The sequence below is a fragment of the Bradyrhizobium sp. CCBAU 53340 genome (assembly GCF_015291645.1).
Taxonomy (GTDB): Bacteria; Pseudomonadota; Alphaproteobacteria; order Rhizobiales; family Xanthobacteraceae; genus Bradyrhizobium.
On sequence record NZ_CP030055.1, the window covers coordinates 4,677,654 to 4,693,364 of the forward strand.

Annotated in this window: 22 protein-coding genes; 5 read left to right on the top strand and 17 right to left on the bottom strand. The window is 63.5% G+C overall.

All coding sequences use genetic code 11. The features are described from left to right. Window positions 1-93: 93 nt before the first annotated feature. Entirely contained in the window at window positions 94-408 is a 315-nt protein-coding gene (gene sugE / locus XH89_RS22340; RefSeq protein WP_194462577.1) for a quaternary ammonium compound efflux SMR transporter SugE, read from the top strand. Here sugE and XH89_RS22345 read toward each other — a convergent pair. From XH89_RS22345 to XH89_RS22375, 7 genes are all read right to left on the bottom strand, one after another. Continuing rightward, entirely contained in the window at window positions 401-1,405 is a 1,005-nt protein-coding gene (locus XH89_RS22345) for an inorganic phosphate transporter (protein WP_194462578.1), read from the bottom strand. The genes sugE and XH89_RS22345 overlap by 8 nt on opposite strands. Before the next feature lie 99 nt (window positions 1,406-1,504). Further along, entirely contained in the window at window positions 1,505-2,149 is a 645-nt protein-coding gene (locus tag XH89_RS22350; protein ID WP_194462579.1) for a DUF47 domain-containing protein, read from the bottom strand. A gap of 156 nt (window positions 2,150-2,305) precedes the next feature. Further along, entirely contained in the window at window positions 2,306-3,274 is a 969-nt protein-coding gene (locus tag XH89_RS22355) for a branched-chain amino acid ABC transporter permease (protein ID WP_194462580.1), read from the bottom strand. 1 nt (window position 3,275) lies between these two features. After that, the gene (locus XH89_RS22360; RefSeq protein ID WP_027557529.1) at window positions 3,276-4,139 is read right to left on the bottom strand and encodes a branched-chain amino acid ABC transporter permease; all 864 of its coding nucleotides are present in this window, start codon (window positions 4,137-4,139) and stop codon (window positions 3,276-3,278) included. A 72-nt stretch (window positions 4,140-4,211) separates the two neighbouring features. Continuing rightward, the gene (locus XH89_RS22365; protein WP_194462581.1) at window positions 4,212-5,432 is read right to left on the bottom strand and encodes an ABC transporter substrate-binding protein; all 1,221 of its coding nucleotides are present in this window, start codon (window positions 5,430-5,432) and stop codon (window positions 4,212-4,214) included. 60 nt (window positions 5,433-5,492) lie between these two features. Further along, on the bottom strand, window positions 5,493-6,239 hold the full coding sequence (locus XH89_RS22370) for an ABC transporter ATP-binding protein (protein ID WP_194462582.1): 747 nt from the start codon (window positions 6,237-6,239) through the stop codon (window positions 5,493-5,495). Continuing rightward, on the bottom strand, window positions 6,232-6,987 hold the full coding sequence (locus XH89_RS22375) for an ABC transporter ATP-binding protein (RefSeq protein ID WP_063983735.1): 756 nt from the start codon (window positions 6,985-6,987) through the stop codon (window positions 6,232-6,234). Before XH89_RS22375 ends, XH89_RS22370 begins: the two co-directional genes overlap by 8 nt. Window positions 6,988-7,328: 341 nt before the next feature. Here XH89_RS22375 and XH89_RS22380 point away from each other — a divergent pair, with 341 nt between their 5' ends. Next, the gene (locus tag XH89_RS22380) at window positions 7,329-7,979 is read left to right on the top strand and encodes a hypothetical protein (protein WP_194462583.1); all 651 of its coding nucleotides are present in this window, start codon (window positions 7,329-7,331) and stop codon (window positions 7,977-7,979) included. Here the strand turns inward: XH89_RS22380 and XH89_RS22385 are convergent. Next, entirely contained in the window at window positions 7,976-8,341 is a 366-nt protein-coding gene (locus tag XH89_RS22385; RefSeq protein WP_194462584.1) for an ArsC family reductase, read from the bottom strand. The genes XH89_RS22380 and XH89_RS22385 overlap by 4 nt on opposite strands. Before the next feature lie 128 nt (window positions 8,342-8,469). Here XH89_RS22385 and XH89_RS22390 point away from each other — a divergent pair, with 128 nt between their 5' ends. From XH89_RS22390 to XH89_RS22400, 3 genes are all read left to right on the top strand, one after another. After that, window positions 8,470-8,841: a tRNA-binding protein gene (locus tag XH89_RS22390; RefSeq protein ID WP_194462585.1), complete on the top strand. Its 372-nt coding sequence runs from the start codon at window positions 8,470-8,472 to the stop codon at window positions 8,839-8,841. Between the two features lie 191 nt (window positions 8,842-9,032). Beyond that, entirely contained in the window at window positions 9,033-9,665 is a 633-nt protein-coding gene (locus tag XH89_RS22395; protein ID WP_194462586.1) for a TetR/AcrR family transcriptional regulator, read from the top strand. Between the two features lie 3 nt (window positions 9,666-9,668). After that, on the top strand, window positions 9,669-10,451 hold the full coding sequence (locus XH89_RS22400) for a sulfite exporter TauE/SafE family protein (protein ID WP_194462587.1): 783 nt from the start codon (window positions 9,669-9,671) through the stop codon (window positions 10,449-10,451). A gap of 7 nt (window positions 10,452-10,458) precedes the next feature. Here the strand turns inward: XH89_RS22400 and XH89_RS22405 are convergent, their stop codons facing one another. From XH89_RS22405 to XH89_RS22445, 9 genes are all read right to left on the bottom strand, one after another. Then, complete coding sequence (locus tag XH89_RS22405; protein WP_194462588.1) at window positions 10,459-11,163, bottom strand: glutathione S-transferase family protein; 705 nt, start codon at window positions 11,161-11,163, stop codon at window positions 10,459-10,461. A 100-nt stretch (window positions 11,164-11,263) separates the two neighbouring features. Next, window positions 11,264-11,407, bottom strand: coding sequence for a hypothetical protein (locus tag XH89_RS22410; RefSeq protein WP_194462589.1), 144 nt, complete (start codon window positions 11,405-11,407; stop codon window positions 11,264-11,266). A 115-nt stretch (window positions 11,408-11,522) separates the two neighbouring features. Next, window positions 11,523-12,188 carry a DUF429 domain-containing protein gene (locus XH89_RS22415; protein ID WP_194462590.1) on the bottom strand — a complete coding sequence of 222 codons (666 nt, stop codon included), beginning with the start codon at window positions 12,186-12,188 and terminating at the stop codon, window positions 11,523-11,525. Between the two features lie 31 nt (window positions 12,189-12,219). Further along, entirely contained in the window at window positions 12,220-12,561 is a 342-nt protein-coding gene (locus XH89_RS22420) for a carboxymuconolactone decarboxylase family protein (protein WP_194462591.1), read from the bottom strand. Between the two features lie 3 nt (window positions 12,562-12,564). After that, window positions 12,565-13,086, bottom strand: coding sequence for an RNA polymerase sigma factor (locus XH89_RS22425; protein WP_194462592.1), 522 nt, complete (start codon window positions 13,084-13,086; stop codon window positions 12,565-12,567). Continuing rightward, window positions 13,083-13,292, bottom strand: a complete 210-nt coding sequence (locus tag XH89_RS22430; protein ID WP_194462593.1) for a DUF2892 domain-containing protein — start codon at window positions 13,290-13,292, stop codon at window positions 13,083-13,085. The genes XH89_RS22425 and XH89_RS22430 overlap by 4 nt, the downstream gene beginning before the upstream one ends. Window positions 13,293-13,387: 95 nt before the next feature. Beyond that, window positions 13,388-14,572 carry a serine hydrolase gene (locus XH89_RS22435; protein ID WP_194462594.1) on the bottom strand — a complete coding sequence of 395 codons (1,185 nt, stop codon included), beginning with the start codon at window positions 14,570-14,572 and terminating at the stop codon, window positions 13,388-13,390. Window positions 14,573-14,645: 73 nt separating this feature from the next. Continuing rightward, window positions 14,646-15,338, bottom strand: coding sequence for a GNAT family N-acetyltransferase (locus tag XH89_RS22440; protein ID WP_194462595.1), 693 nt, complete (start codon window positions 15,336-15,338; stop codon window positions 14,646-14,648). 4 nt (window positions 15,339-15,342) lie between these two features. Next, window positions 15,343-15,690 carry a Lin0512 family protein gene (locus XH89_RS22445; protein WP_194462596.1) on the bottom strand — a complete coding sequence of 116 codons (348 nt, stop codon included), beginning with the start codon at window positions 15,688-15,690 and terminating at the stop codon, window positions 15,343-15,345. Window positions 15,691-15,711 lie beyond the last annotated feature (21 nt).

Genomic DNA, 15,711 nt, shown 5'->3' on the forward strand with positions numbered 1-15,711 from the left:
GGCCCTGGCCAACCGGCCTTGGGGGGAGGACGACCTCCCTGCTCATCAGCATCTGCCTCGCGGGGACGGCCCTGCCTTGAATGGAGGGTCGTCATGGCCTGGAGCATCCTGTTCGTCGCCGGTCTGCTCGAGATCACCTGGGCGATCGGCCTGAAATACACCGAGGGCTTTACCCGGCTGGTTCCGTCCGTGATCACGCTCGCGGCCATGGCCGGCAGCGTGATCCTGCTCGGCATCGCCCTCAAGTCCCTGCCCGTCGGAACCGCCTATGCGGTCTGGACCGGCATCGGCGCGGTCGGCACGGCGACGCTCGGCATCGCCCTGTTCGGCGAGCCAGCCACCGCGCTTCGCCTCGCCAGCATCGGGCTGATCGTGGCCGGCATCGCCGGGCTGAAGCTCGTTACTTGAAGAACTGGACCGCCCACCAGGAGAGCGCCGCGACGATGGCCGAGGCCGGGATCGTGATCACCCAGGCATAGACGATCGAGCTCGCCACGTTCCAGCGCACCGCCGAAACGCGCCGAGCCGCACCGACGCCGACGATGGCGCCGGTGATGGTGTGGGTGGTCGAGACGGGAACGCCGAGGAAGGTGGCGATGAACAGGGTCGCCGCGCCGCCTGTCTCGGCACAGAAGCCCTGCATCGGCGTCAGCTTGGTGATGCGCAGGCCCATGGTGCGGACGATGCGCCAGCCACCCATCAGCGTGCCCAGCGCCATCGCCGCCTGGCAAGAGAGCACCACCCAGAATGGCACCGAGAATTCGTTGCCGAGATGGCCCTGCGAATACAGCAGCACGGCGATGATGCCCATCGTCTTCTGCGCGTCATTGCCGCCATGGCCGAGCGAATAGAGCGAGGCGGAGGCGAATTGCAGGATGCGGAAAGCACGGTCGACCGCGAACGGCGTCGAGCGCACCGACAGCCAGGACACGATCGCAACCAGCATCATCGCAAGCAGGAAGCCGACCAGCGGCGACAGCACGATCGCCAGCACCGCCTTGGTGAGGCCGCTCCAGACCGCCGCCGATATTCCGGCCTTGGCCATGCCGCCACCGACGAGGCCGCCGATCAGCGCATGCGAGGACGAGGACGGAATGCCGAGCCCCCAGGTCACGAGATTCCAGACGATGGCGCCGACAAGGGCTGCGAAGATCACCTGGGCATCGACGATCGCGGGATCGATGATGCCGGTGCCGATGGTCTGGGCCACGTGCAGGCCGAACACCATGAAGGCGACGAAATTGAAAAACGCGGCCCAGAACACTGCGAATTGCGGCCGCAGCACCCGGGTCGAGACGATGGTCGCGATCGAATTGGCGGCATCGTGCAGGCCGTTCAGGAAGTCGAACAGCAGCGCGACGGCGATCAGTCCGACCAGGACGGGAAGACCCAACGCAGCATCCACAGCGGCGCCCCCACTCTAAGCTTTGCGGATGATCTCCGCGCAAACGCGTTCCGCGTTTGTCGCGGGGGAAAACCGCTGCACACTTTTCCGGATCATGCGCTACACTTGCTCGATGACGATGCTGTTGATCTCGTTCGCGACGTCGTCGAAGCGATCGGCCACCTTCTCGAGGTGGTCGTAGATCTCGACGCCGACGATGAAATCCATCGCGTTGCCGTTGCGGTGCTTGAGGAACAGCTCCTTCAGGCCGATGTCATGGAGATCGTCGACGCGGCCCTCGAGCTTGGTCAGTTCCTCCGTGATCGCGGTCAGCATGGCGACGTTCTTGCCGATCTCCTGCATCAGCGGCAGCGCGCGTCCCACCAGATTGGCGCATTCGATCAGGAGCGCGCCGATTTCGCGCATCGGCGGCTCGAAGGTGCGGACCTCGAACAGCATCACGGCCTTGGCCGTCTGCTGCATCTGGTCGATGGCGTCGTCCAGCGAGGTGATGAGGTTCTTGATGTCGCCCCGGTCGAACGGCGTGATGAAGGTTCGCCGCACCGCCGTCAGCACCTCGCGCGTGACGTTGTCGGCGTCATTCTCGAACTGGCTGACGCGCTGGCAGTAGACCGGCGTCTCCTCGCCTCCGTTCAGCACACCCTGAAGCGCAATCGCGCCCTGGATCACGGTCTTGGCATGGCGGTCGAACAGGTCGAAGAACCGTTCTTCCTTGGGCAGGAAAGCGCGAAACCAACGCATCATGGGGATAGTCTACCTGATGGAAATGACCCGGCCCGAAGGGGCCGTCACAAAACCGTCATAGACCATTTTCGCTCCGCGCGCGTGCAATCTCGCACCCACGGGATCGGATCATCCACCGGATTCGCGCATCGACGAAATTTACGCGATATCAATGACTTAGAGCGAGCGCCGGAGGTAATGCGCGATTTCCCCGATGACGCCACGGCGGAAGGTGAGCACGCAGACCACGAAGATCGAGCCCTGGATCACCGTCACCCATTGGCCGAAGCCGGCGAGATATTGCTGCATGGCGATGATGACGAAGGCGCCGACCACGGGCCCGAAGATGGTGCCGAGACCGCCGACCAGCGTCATCAGCACGACTTCGCCGGACATCGACCAGTGCACGTCGGTGAGCGAGGCGTTCTGCGCCACGAACACTTTCAGCGCGCCGGCAAAGCCTGCCAGCGTCCCCGACAGGACAAACGCCAGGAACTTGTACTGGTCGGTCCGGTAGCCCAGCGAGATCGCGCGCGGCTCGTTCTCGCGGATCGATTTGAGAACCTCGCCAAACGGCGAGTTGATGATGCGGTAGATCAGCAGGAAGCCGGCGAGGAAGCCGGCCAGCACGACATAATAGAGCACGGTCGGCTTCGACAGATCGAGCACGCCAAACATGTGCCCCTGCGGAATGCCCTGGATACCGTCCTCGCCATGGGTGAACGGCGCCTGCAGGTAGATGAAGTACAGCAGCTGCGACAGCGCCAGTGTGATCATCGAGAAATAGATGCCCTGGCGGCGGATCGAGATGTAGCCGGTGATGAGTGACAGCCCGAACGCAGCCGCGATTCCGACGAGGACGCCAAGCTCGGGCGGCAGCGCCCAGACCTTCAGCGCATGCGCGCTGCAATAGCCGGCGGTGCCCATGAACATCGCATGACCGAACGACAACAGGCCGCCATAGCCGATCAGGAGATTGAAGGCGCAGGCCAGCAGGGCAAAGCACAGCGCCTGCATCACGAAGAACGGATAGACTCCCGTAAAGGGTACCACGGCCAGCAACAGCGCCATCACTGCGAAGACGATCATCTCATCACGCATCGCGCGCGGAGTTACCGGCAGCGTATCGTCCGTCAAGGCTGTCATATCAGGCTGCCCTTCCCGTCAATCCCGTTGGCTTCACCAAGAGCACCAGTACCATCAGCACGAACACGACGGTGTTGGAGGCCTCGGGGTAGAAATATTTGGTCAGGCCCTCGATCACACCGAGCGCGAAGCCGGTGATGATGGAGCCCATGATCGATCCCATGCCGCCGATCACGACAACCGCGAACACGACGATGATGAGGTCGGCGCCCATCAGCGGCCGCACCTGGTTGATCGGCGCCGAGAGCACGCCGGCAAGCGCGGCGAGGCCGACGCCGAGGCCGTAGGTCAACGTGATCATGCGCGGCACGTTGATGCCGAAGGCACGCACCAGCGTCGGATTTTCAGTGGCGGCGCGGAGGTAAGCGCCGAGCCGCGTCTTCTCGATCAGGAACCAGGTGGCCAGACACACCACCAGCGAGAAGATGACGACCCAGCCACGGTAGACGGGCAAGAACATGAAGCCGAGATTCATGCCGCCCTTGAGCTGGTCCGGAATGGCGTAAGGCAGGCCGGAGGAGCCGAAGTAGTTCTGGAACACGCCCTGCACGATCAGCGCGATGCCGAAGGTCAAGAGCAGGCCGTAGAGATGGTCGAGGCCGGTCAGCCATTGCAGCATGGTCCGTTCCAGGATCATGCCGAAGATGCCGACAATGATCGGCGCCAGCAGCAGCGCCCACCAGTAATTGATGCCGCCGAGGTTCAGCAGGAAATAGGCGACGAAGGCGCCCATCATGTAGAGCGCGCCATGGGCGAAATTGATGATGTTGAGCATGCCGAAGATGACGGCGAGCCCGAGACTGAGCAGCGCGTAGAACGAGCCGTTGATCAGTCCTACCAGTAGCTGTGCGTAGAGAGCCTGCATCGATCCAGCACCCAGTCCCTTCGGCGTTCCCAGAGTAGCGCCCGCCGGCTCAACACCGGCGGGCTGTCGGTCTTATTTCTTGAGCAGCGCGCACTTGCTCTCGGAGAGCGGCGTGAAGGCCTGGTCGCCCGGCACCGTGCCGACGAGCTTGTAGAAGTCCCACGGTCCCTTGGACTCGGAGGGCTTCTTCACCTCGAATAGATAGGCGTTGTGGATGGTGCGGCCGTTCGGCTGGATCTCGCCCTTGCCGAACAGATCGTCTTCGGTCGGCATCGACTTCATCTTCTCGACCACCTTGACGCCGTCATGCGGATTGCCGCCGAGCGCTTCGAGAGCCTTGAGATAGTGGCGCACGCCCGCATAGACACCCGCCTGCACCATGGTCGGCATCGCGCCGTTCTTCATCTTCTCCGAGAACCGCTTGGAGAACGCCCGGGTCTGGTCGTTCATGTCCCAGTAAAACGTCTCGGTGAAGTTGAGGCCCTGCGCCGTCTCGAGGCCGATCGCCTTGACGTCGGTGAGGAACAGCAGCAGCGCCGCGAGCTTCTGGCCGCCCTTGCCGATGCCGAACTCGGCCGCCTGCTTGATCGTGTTGGTGGTATCACCGCCGGCATTGGCAAGGCCGATGATCTTGGCCTTCGAGGCCTGCGCCTGGAGCAGGAAGGAGGAGAAGTCCGGCGTGTTGAGCGGATGTTTGACGCCGCCGACCACCTTGCCGCCATTGGCAGTGACGACCGCGGTGGTATCGCGCTCCAGTGCCGCTCCGAAGGCGTAGTCCGCCGTCAGGAAGAACCAGGTGTCGCCACCGGCCTTCACCAGCGCCTGGCCCGTGGTGTGGGCCAGCATGTAGGTGTCGTAGGTCCAGTGCACGGTGTTGGGCGAGCACTGCGCATTGGTGAGGTCCGAGGTCGCCGCGCCCGAATTGATGTAGACGCCGTTCTTTTCCTTGACGACGTTGTTGACGGCGAGCGCCACGCCGGAGTTCGGCACGTCGACGATGATGTCGACCTTGTCGACGTCGAACCACTGCCGCGCGATCGCGGTGCCGATGTCAGGCTTGTTCTGATGATCGCCGGAGATGATGTCGATCTTCCAGCCCTTGCCCGTCAGGCCGGAATCTTCAACCGCCATCTGGGCGGCGAGCGTGGAGCCGGGCCCGCCGAGATCGGCATAGAGGCCGGACTGATCGGACAACGCACCGATCTTGACGGTCTTGTCCTGTGCGAAGGCGGCGCCAGTGGCAGTCACGGCCAACGCCGTGCCGAGCAACAACGATGCAATCGACTTTTTCATGTGACTTCCCTCGTGAATTCTCTCTTCGCCGCTTCCGTTGGCCGTCTGCTTTGGGCCGGACTAGACGCCGAGATAGGTGTGGAGCTTGTCCATGTTGGCGGCAAGCTCCGCATTGGAAAATCCGTCAATGATCTTGCCGTGCTCCACCACGTAATAACGATCGGCGACGGTGGATGCGAAGCGGAAGTTCTGCTCGACAAGGAGGATCGTGAAGCCCTCCTTCTTGAGCCGCGCAATGGTGTGGCCGATCTGCTGGATGATGACGGGCGCCAGACCTTCGGTCGGCTCGTCCAGCATCAGGAAGCTCGCGCCGGTGCGCAGGATGCGCGCGATCGCCAGCATCTGCTGCTCACCGCCGGAGAGCTTGGTGCCCTGGCTGTTGAGACGTTCTTTCAGGTTCGGGAACAGATCGAAGATCTGCTCGAGCGGCAGCCCGCCTGCGCGCACCACCGGCGGCAGCAAGAGGTTCTCCCGCACGTCGAGGCTGGAAAAGATTCCCCGCTCCTCCGGGCAGAACGCGATGCCCATGCGCGCAATCTTGTCGGAGGTCGCGCGGATGATCTCCTGATCGTTGAATTTGATCGAACCGGCACGCTTGCCGATGATGCCCATGATCGATTTCAGCGTGGTGGTCTTGCCGGCGCCGTTACGCCCGAGCAGCGTGACGACCTCGCCCGCCTTCACGTCGAAATTGATCCCGTGCAGGATGTGGGACTCGCCGTACCAGGCTTCCAGGTTGCGAACCTGGAGGATGTTGCCGCCGGTTGCGGCCCGCGCCGGTGCCTCGGCCATTGCAGTCTCAGGCATGACCGGCTCCCAGATAGGCTTCCTTGACGCGCTCGTCCTTGGTGAGCTCGGAATAATGGCCCTGCGCGAGCACCTGCCCGCGCGTCAGCACGGTGATGATGTCGGAGAGATTGGCGACGACGCTCAAGTTATGCTCGACCATCAGGATGGTGTATTTCGCCGAGATGCGCTTGATCAGCGCGGCGATCTTGTCGATGTCCTCGTGACCCATGCCGGCCATCGGCTCATCCAGCAGCATCATTTCCGGATCAAGCGCGAGCGTGGTTGCGATCTCGAGCGCGCGCTTGCGCCCATAGGCCATCTCGACTGCCGGCGTATTGGCAAACTCGCTGAGGCCGACATCGTTCAACAGCTCGCGCGCCCGGTCGTTGAAGCGGTTGAGCACGGACTTGGAGCGCCAGAAATCAAAGGAGCTGCCGTGCTGGCGCTGGAGCGCGACACGAACATTCTCCAGCGCGGTCAGATGCGGAAACACCGCCGAGATCTGGAATGAGCGCACCAGTCCCAAGCGCGCCACATCGGCCGGCGCCATCGCGGTGATGTCCTGCCCCTTGTACAGGATTTTTCCGGCAGACGGTTTGAGGAACTTGGTCAGAAGGTTGAAGCAAGTCGTCTTGCCGGCGCCGTTCGGCCCGATCAGCGCGTGGATACTCCCACGGCGAACCTTGAGCGCAACGTCGCGGACGGCGAAGAAGCCCGCGAACTCCTTGGTCAAGCCTTCCGTTTCGAGAATGAACTCATCGGCCAAACAGATTTCCCCCTGCCCGCGCCAATAGCGCGTTGCTCTCATTGTTACTTCGGCTTTCCGGAGGTCTTGGAGCTCGCCCCGGAACGCCGCCTCCGGGCGCGGAATATGCCGGAGGTGACGGGGGTTAGGCAAGGCGGAAAGCTGAGCAGGTCAGGCCTTTGACCGGGAGTCTTATGCTCCCTTAGTTGGAGGCTTTGTGATGCCGCCTGCCGGCCTCCCGGTTCGCAAGACACCGGTCATCAAGTCGTCGTTAACGGTCTTTGGTCCCGCGCGCCAGCCTTCATGAAAAATTTTCCCGCAAGCAAGATCATGCGCCCGTTTCATTCGCCGGGAATATTGTCTTGGATTTCGCCAGCGCCGCGCCCTCCGCCGTCAAGTCGATCAGGCAGCGTGACCTGCTCAACACGTGGCTGCGACTCTATGCGCGCCAGCAGACCGCGCCGGCGATCTGGGAGTATCAGCCCGCGCGACTCGAGGAAGAGCTGTCCGATCTCATCTACTACACGGTGGACCATTCGACGCCGACGCCGCGCCTGACGATCCAGAGCGAGGGCACGCGGATCTCGCGCGCTTATGGCCATACCGGCAAGGGCGTTCTGCTGGACGATTATGTCGGGCCGCGAATGGCGCCTTTCGTGATGCCGATCTACCACGAATGCGTGGCGCGCGGGCTTCCGATCTATACCGTCGCCGATGTCGATGACATCTACGGCCGCGTCGTCGCCTATGAACGGCTGCTGTTGCCGTTCCTGACCGACGACAAGGTCAGTCACGTCATCGCATCGGTCAAGACTTTCTGCGAGGACGGCGGCTTCGAGATCAAGAACCTGCTGCGCGGAAATGACGCGCCGCCGCGGCCGAAACTGCGCACGGTGATCGACCGCGACCTGTTTCACCGCGCCCCCGGCCGCATCGCGGCCGCCGAAATCGTCGAATTCGCCGATCAGTCCGGAGACCCTGATGTCACCGCCGAGACAATCGAGCTGAACTAGCCCTTGCGCGCCTTTGCGCCGATTTCCTTGTCGTAGATGTCAGGCTTGAAGCCGACCAGCAACTTGCCGCCGATTTCGAGCACCGGCCGCTTGATCATCGATGGTTGCGCTAGCATCAGCGCCATTGCCTTCTTTTCGGTCAGGCCTTCCTTGTCGGCATCGGGCAGCTTCTTGAAAGTCGTGCCGGCGCGATTGAGCAGCGTCTCCCAGCCGAGCTTGTCGCTCCATTGCTTGAGCTTGTCCTTCTCCACACCGGCGGCCTTGTAATCGTGGAACTCGTAGGCGATGCCATGGGTGTCGAGCCAGGTGCGCGCCTTCTTCATGGTGTCGCAGTTCTTGATGCCATAGATGATGTTGGGCAAGACGGTCCTCGCGCATGCGTCGTGACTGATCTCTAGGGCGTTTCACGTCCCGTGGCGTTGTACGCAACTCCCGATCACGCGACAATATTGCGAACGACGCTTTCGACCTCTTCCGAACGGACACCCCAATGCACGTCACCCACGATCCCGCCGCATCCGCCTCGCCGACCATCGACTTCAACACCTTTCTCGCGGTCGACATCCGGGTCGGCACCATCGTCGATGCCAAACCTTTTCCGGAGGCGCGCAAGCCGGCCTGGCGACTGTGGATCGACTTCGGTCCGGTCATCGGCGTGCGCAAGAGCTCGGCGCAGATCACCGAGAACCATCCGCTCGAGACGCTGGTGGGACAGCAGGTCGCCGCCGTCGTCAATTTCCCACCGCGTCAGATCGGACCTGTTGTCTCCGAGGTCCTCACGCTCGGCTTCCCCGATGCCGATGGCAAGGTCGTGCTGATGCAGCCGAGCAAGCCGGTGCCGAACGGCGGGCGATTGTTCTAGACGGCAACGCCTCCGTAGGCCGCCCATCGCTTCATCCTCCCTTCCAAGGCCAGCCCGCCAGGCTTGACCAAGACCCCTTCCACAAATATTAATGACTGATCGATCGGTTTTTATATGGATCAGCTGTTATCTAGCGGGTTCGGGTATTTCTCTAAAACGATCGATCTGTCAGTTATTTATGGACCGGACGGATGCCCAAGATCAGCGAGAAGAAGCGTGAGGACCGGCGTCAGCAGATCCTCGAAGCCGCGCTGGCCTGCTTCTCCGAAGACGGATTTCACCAGACCGGCATGGCCGACATCGTCAAGCGGTCCGGCCTGAGCCACGGCGCGGTCTATCTCTACTTCCAGAGCAAGGACGATCTGATCGAGGCGCTCGCCGACGACCGGCACCGCCGCGAGGCCGTTCTCAACTCGGTCGCGCAAGGCTCCGGGGATCCCATCGAGGGGCTGCGGGCGCTGGTCCGCGCCTATGCACAATGGCTGACCGATCCCACGGGCGAAGCGCGGCGCCGTGTCGGCATCCATGGCTGGGCCGAGGCGCTGCGCAACCGCCGCGTCCGCACCAGCGTCGTCGAGGGCATCGACATCCCGCGCGCGCTGGTCGTGGCGCTGGTCGAGCGCGGGCAGCACGACGGCCTGATCAAGCGTGACATCGGCGCCGATGCGATCGCGCGCGTGCTGATCGCGATCTTCCAGGGCTTTGTGCTGCAAAAATGCTGGGGCGAAGAATTTGACGTCGCGGCCTGCATGGCGACGGTCACCACCGTGATCGATGGCTTTCGCACGACCGCGCCCGATATGAAGCGGCGAACCAGGACGTAAGCGATGTCCTGGATTCACGAGCTTCTCGCCGGCGGCGGTGTCGGCCTCGTCGCGGGGCTGGCTTCGGGCTTCAGCGGCACGAGTCCGGGCGGCGGGCTCGTCGTCTTCAGTGTGCTGCTGCTCGGCGCCGAACAGCACGTCGCCCAAGGCACCTCGCTGATCACGCAGATACCGCCAACGGGCCTCGCCGGCGTGCGCCGTTACTGGCACAGCGGCCATCGCAGCCCGCTGCCATGGATCACCTGGATCGGCATCGGCTTTCTGATCGGCGGTATGGGCGGCGGCTATGCCGCGGCCGCGGTCTCCGACGCGGTGCTGCAATGGACCTATGTCGCCTATCTCGTCGCGCTGATCGCGCTGCTGATCCTGCGTCGCGACCGCAAGGACGATGGTGGCGACACTGGTGATCGGAACCGGCTGCCCTGGCCTCCCCTGCTCCTCATCGGCATGCTTGCCGGCTTCTCGTCCGGCTTCATGGGTATCGGCGGCGGACTCGCGATCACGGTCGGCCTCGCCGCGGGCCTGCGCGTTCCGCAACATCAAGCACAGCTTGTCAGCCTGATCTTCTCGGTCATTCCGACCAACATTCCGGCGGCCTGGATCTACTGGAGCAAGGGACTGATGGTCGGCTGGCCGGCCATTATCGGCATTGTTGCAGGCCTCTGGATCGGCACCGATCTCGGTGCCCGCGCGGCCAACGGCGTCAGCAAGGCGGTGCTGCGCCGAAGCATGATCGCCCTCGTCGCGCTGATGGCGCTGTACATGAGCTACAAGGCGCTGAGCTAGGCTATGCTCAAGGCCGCTTCGGAATATTCAACCCGCGCTGCACCGCCGGCCGCGCCAGCCCGCGTTCGAGCCAGGCACCGACCGACTTGAACCGGGTGAATTCGACGAGGTCGCCGGCGCCATAGAAGCCGATCAGGTTGCGCACCCAGCCGAGCATGGAGATGTCGGCGATGGTGTAGTCGTCATCCATGAACCATTGCCGGCTCGCAAGATGCGTTTCCATGACACCGAGCAGGCGTTTGGCTTCCTCGACGTAGCGGTCGCGCGGCCGCTTGTCCTCGAAATCCTTGCCGGCGAATTTGTGGAAGAAGCCGACCTGCCCGAACATCGGCCCGATGCCGCCCATCTGGAAATGCAGCCACTGGATGGTCTGGTAGCGCCGAGCGGCATCCTGCGGCAGCAGCTTGCCGGTCTTCTCGGCGAGGTATTGCAGGATCGCCCCGGACTCGAACAGCGGCAGCGGCTTGCCGCCGGGGCCGTTGGGATCGAGGATCGCCGGGATCTTGCCGTTCGGGTTGAGTGAGAGGAATTCAGCCGTCTTCTGATCGTCCTTGCCGAAGTCGACGAGATGAACTTCGTAAGGCAGCCCGATCTCCTCGAGCATGATGGAGACCTTGACGCCGTTCGGCGTCGGCAGCGAATAGAGCTGAAGCAGCTCGGGATGCTTGGCAGGCCAACGCTTGGTAATCGGAAAGGCGGAGAGATCGGACATCGGGACCCCGGCTGCTTGCGTGAGAGTCTGCCTAATCTAGGCGAGCCGGGACATGGCGCAAGGCCGGGCCCTCGTCACACATGTCCGCCGCAAATGCCGCTCACAACGGCCGTAGCAGATGACTGGTGGCGTAGGCCACATCGCGCTGGGCGCGCTGCTCGATGAAGAGCTGCCCGGTGACGAGCAACGCTCCGATAAAAACGAGCGCGAGCATGGCGGTGGCGAATTGACTGGCATCATTCATCGTAGGAGCTTCTTCAATTCGGGTTCGCACGGGGAACGCGGGCCGGCCGTCGTCAGTTCCTGCACAGTTCAAATAAACTGCCTGTTTTTCCCGATGGTCGACTGCCAGCTGATCCTCAGTAGTTGATCTCCATCCGCAACTCCCGCGGATCGACCTCCTCTCCGCCAACGCGCTGCGTGCTGTCGCGCGCGGCGACCGCGCAGGCGCAAGCGTCGATGAGATCGTCGCGGCCGATTCCGGTGCCGTGGCGCTGTGTCAGCCATGTCGGCAGCTTCGTGAAACCGCGTTGCGTCAGCAGCGCGATGCGCTGCTGACGGCCTTCCGCCGTCGTCTTCTTCGCCAGCCGGACGCGCCCTGCGAGATTCCAGAAGATCAATTCCGGATGCGCTTCGCCGATCGTTGCCTGCCGGTCCGGCGTCATGATCTCGTCGACCTCCCTGATCTTGTCCCTGATATTCCAGAGTTGGGCCGAGATCCCCCTGCCTTTGCCTTCGTGCTCCCAATAATGACGGTTGGCCGCCGCCATGTCGGGAAATGTCCAGAGGTCACGGCGGGCCCCGAGAAATACGGCAGGGCCCACCATTTCACGCGCACGCAAGTCGCAGCTCCGATAGCCGTTCGGCTTCAGACCGATCGGCATGTCGATCATCGCACGCGCGTGCGGCATCGCCAGCAGACGCGTCAGGCCCGGCGAATAGTCGAATCCATGCTGGCCGCCCTCATCGATCCAGGCGGCGACCCAGCCGAAGCGAAATCCGTCGAGACCGAGATAGGTTTTCACACGTCCTGTCCCGCCTCGAGCCAACGCTCGTTCATCCCCCACCCTGATGTCGTTCGAACAGCCGCTGTGCCAGTAGCGCGTGCCCGAGCGTGCCGCCGGCGCGCACCGCCGCCGCGATCAGCGCGGCTTCCGCCACCTCCTCGCGCGTGGCACCTGCTTTCGCCGCCTGTGCCGTATGCACGTCGAGGCAATAGGCGCACTGCGTGGTGAGCGCGACCGCGAGCGAGATCAGCTCGCGATATTTCGGCGGAATCAGCCCGTCCTTGCGCTCGACCGCGTGGTTGAATGCCAGAAATGCATTGGCCTCGACCGGCGCCAGCGCGACGAAGGTTGGGATCGATTTGAGATCGTCAGGAGTTTGATAACAGGTCATGGCTCATCTCGTCAGATATTCGCGCATCAAGGCACGGGCGCGATGCAGGCGCGCCTTCACGGTCTGTCGCGTCACGCCGAGCGCATCGGCGATTTCGTCGATGGTCATTTCCTTGACATCACGCATCAACGCGACATCGCGGTAATGCGACGGCAGCGCCTCGAATGCTGCGGCGACATCGAGCCGCAGATCGGCCTCGGGCCGCGCGAGCAATGCAGCCTCGGTTTGGCTTTCGTCCGGCAACGGCGCGAAGCCGGCCTTGCGCGCGAGCCGCAGACATTCGCGGCGAACCACGCTGAACAGCCAGGCCGAAAATGCCAACAACGAGCGGATCGTGCCGACGTGCCGGAACAGGATCCACAGCGTCTCCTGTGCCGCGTCTTCGGCATCTGCGGAGCTGCGGCAGGTGGCGCGGGCGTAGCGGCGAATGTCCGGCTGCGCCGTCTCGAGCAGGCGGCCGATCGCCTCGGGGTCGCCCAGCCGCGCTGCCTCGAACAGGCTTGGCGGAATTGCGACCGCGCTCACGACACACCTCCCCGCCCGATCCCGGCCATCGCGCACATCGGGCAATAGCCGACGAGGCCGGTGAGCGCGAAGCCGGCGCCGCCGAGCGCGATCAGCCATGCTGGCGCACCCGTGAGATAGACCAATGCCGCGACCGCTATCGCGATCCCCGCGGCAACCCGCACCGCCTGATGCAGGCCGCCGATATTCTTCCTGTAAAATGCCATCACATCCTCCGAGATCATCCGAGGCTGACTGCCTCGATCACAAGGAGGGCGCGTTGGCCGGAAAGGATTCGCGGGGATGTGCGATTTTTTTGCGGTCAGCCTCCGACGGCCTGATAGGCCAGGCGCTTGAACTCGAAGAAGAATGGATTCCAGAAACCGAAATGGCGCTGCGCCATCAGCACGCCCGCGGTATTCGCCTCAGGGCAGATCCACCAATGGGTGCCGGCGAGCCCGCCCCACTGGAATTCACCGGTGGAGTTTGGGGGATCGAACGGCGTCGGCGCGAACGTCACGGCGCCACCGAGGCCAAAGCCCTTGCCCGGCATCGGCCCGAGATTGGCGAAGCGAATGGTATGGCCATCAGGCAGCTGGTTGGTCATCATCTGCCGCAGCGTGCCCGGCTTCAGCAGCGCATCCGGCCCGGGCAGCAGCGCCTTCACCAGGGCCAGCATATCAGGCAGGGTCGAGACCAGCCCGCCACCACCGTCCAGCCGCGGGAACGGCCGCCGATAGGCCTGCGGATAAGGCAGATCGTCGGCGCGGGTGAGGCCCGGCTTCATCGGATCGAGCAGGTCGGCACCGGTGTAATGCGCGACCAGCCTGCCCTGCTGCGCTTCCGGCACAAAGAAGCCGGTATCGGTCATGCCTAGCGGATCGAAGATGCGTTCCTTCAAGGTAGCATCGAGCGGCTTGCCCGAGACGACCTCGACCACGCGACCGAGCACGTCGGTCGCCACCGAATATTCCCAGGACGTGCCGGGATGATAGGACAGCGGCAGATCTGCGAGCTTGTCGATCATGTCGGTCAGCGGCGTCAGCGGATTGAGCACGCGCGCGTCGTTGTAACCTTTGAACAACACCGCACCGGGATCGAAGAAGCCGTAGCTGAGACCGGATGTGTGGGTCAGAAGCTGGCGGATCGTGATCGGGTTTCTCGCCGGTTCGACATCGGCAAGGCTCGACGCGCCCTGCTTCAGCACCTTGCGATTGCCGAGCTGCGGCAGGTATTTCTCGACCGGGTCATCGAGCCCGATACGGCCCTCCTCGACCAGCAACATGATCGCAGAGGTGACGAAGATCTTGGTGTTGGAGAACGCACGGAAAATATGGTCAGGCCGCAGCGCGGTCTTCGCCTCGCGATCAGCGAAGCCGACGCATTGCTGGTCGACCACCTCGCGCCCGCGCAGCACCGCCCAGGACACGCCCGGGATGATCTCCTGATCGACGTAGCGCTGCATCGCCGTCCGTACGGCGGAAAAATCTGGCGTCCTGGCGTCCATGCGTCCCCCCATTATGGTGGGGATGGATATAGCGCGCTTTCGCCGGAAATGAAGGGCTATCGTCGAAGGACGCCTACTCCTGCTTCATGAACGCCGTCACATGCAGGCGGCGGCGAATGCGCATGCCCTGGCGCTGATAGAGCGCGATGGCGGATGTGTTGTTCGAGAACACGTGCAGGAACGGAATTTCGCCGCGCGCCTCGATTCGGCGCGCCACCGCCGCGAGCAGTGCCTGCGCATAGCCGCGCCCGCGATAATCAGGATGGACGCAGACCGCCGTCATCTCGACGAACTTGCCCGGCTTCATGCGCTCGCCGGTCATTGCGACCAGCTCGCCGCCTGCGCGGATGCCGAGGAATGTACCGAGCTCGTGCGTCCGCGCGGCGAACGGCCCCGGCTTGGTCAGCGTCGTCAGTGCCATCATCGCAGGAACGTCGGCCGTGCCGAGCGTAACGATCTCGGCGTCGCGCAATGGGCTGTCGGCGGGCGAGCCGATCATCTGCTCACCGCTCTCGGCCAGCACCACCTTGAAGCCGCCGGGGACATCGACCGGCTCCGGCGTGAACAGCGCGACAACTTGCGAAGGCGCCATGAGATCACCGAGCGCGGCGAAGCTCTGCTCCGACATGTCGACCATGTCGGCAAACGGCGTCATGTCCACGGGATAGCGCCGCGCAAGCGGGCCGCCCTCGGCCAGATGCTTGTGGCTCGTTGTCAGCGCGCTCCAGATCGGACGGTCCAAAAGCGCTTCATCGCTGCCAGGCATTGGCTCAGTCCTTGTCGAAGCTGACGATGACGGCCGCGTTGGCGATGAGGATGGGGTCGTTGGCCACCTCCGTCGCCGAGGGAATCTCCAGCCCGCCCTTGACCGCAGTGACGGTCACGGTGCCGTAGGGAAGCTCCTTGGCAACGGCCTCCTTGTCGACGGCCTCCGGATACGGCACGCCGATCGTGACATCGACGAACATGTCGTTCGCGGTCTTGCCGATCATCCGGAAGAAGCCGAGGCTCGAATGCCTGATAGCATCCGACACCGCGCGCTTCGCCGCCTTGGTGGCGTCCCGGCCGTGAACGTCGACGCCCATGCCCATTTCGGTGACACAACGAACGCGGGTCATGCTCATTCCTGTCGATGCTGG

Coding starts and splice junctions, on each gene's coding strand:
- sugE (WP_194462577.1), top strand. CDS start 94: ATGGCCTGGAGCATCCTGTTCGTCGCCGGTCTGCTCGAGATCACCTGG.
- XH89_RS22350 (WP_194462579.1), bottom strand. CDS start 2,149: ATGATGCGTTGGTTTCGCGCTTTCCTGCCCAAGGAAGAACGGTTCTTC.
- XH89_RS22355 (WP_194462580.1), bottom strand. CDS start 3,274: ATGACAGCCTTGACGGACGATACGCTGCCGGTAACTCCGCGCGCGATG.
- XH89_RS22360 (WP_027557529.1), bottom strand. CDS start 4,139: ATGCAGGCTCTCTACGCACAGCTACTGGTAGGACTGATCAACGGCTCG.
- XH89_RS22365 (WP_194462581.1), bottom strand. CDS start 5,432: ATGAAAAAGTCGATTGCATCGTTGTTGCTCGGCACGGCGTTGGCCGTG.
- XH89_RS22370 (WP_194462582.1), bottom strand. CDS start 6,239: ATGCCTGAGACTGCAATGGCCGAGGCACCGGCGCGGGCCGCAACCGGC.
- XH89_RS22390 (WP_194462585.1), top strand. CDS start 8,470: ATGCACGTCACCCACGATCCCGCCGCATCCGCCTCGCCGACCATCGAC.
- XH89_RS22395 (WP_194462586.1), top strand. CDS start 9,033: ATGCCCAAGATCAGCGAGAAGAAGCGTGAGGACCGGCGTCAGCAGATC.
- XH89_RS22400 (WP_194462587.1), top strand. CDS start 9,669: ATGTCCTGGATTCACGAGCTTCTCGCCGGCGGCGGTGTCGGCCTCGTC.
- XH89_RS22405 (WP_194462588.1), bottom strand. CDS start 11,163: ATGTCCGATCTCTCCGCCTTTCCGATTACCAAGCGTTGGCCTGCCAAG.
- XH89_RS22410 (WP_194462589.1), bottom strand. CDS start 11,407: ATGAATGATGCCAGTCAATTCGCCACCGCCATGCTCGCGCTCGTTTTT.
- XH89_RS22420 (WP_194462591.1), bottom strand. CDS start 12,561: ATGACCTGTTATCAAACTCCTGACGATCTCAAATCGATCCCAACCTTC.
- XH89_RS22430 (WP_194462593.1), bottom strand. CDS start 13,292: ATGGCATTTTACAGGAAGAATATCGGCGGCCTGCATCAGGCGGTGCGG.
- XH89_RS22435 (WP_194462594.1), bottom strand. CDS start 14,572: ATGGACGCCAGGACGCCAGATTTTTCCGCCGTACGGACGGCGATGCAG.
- XH89_RS22440 (WP_194462595.1), bottom strand. CDS start 15,338: ATGCCTGGCAGCGATGAAGCGCTTTTGGACCGTCCGATCTGGAGCGCG.
- XH89_RS22445 (WP_194462596.1), bottom strand. CDS start 15,690: ATGACCCGCGTTCGTTGTGTCACCGAAATGGGCATGGGCGTCGACGTT.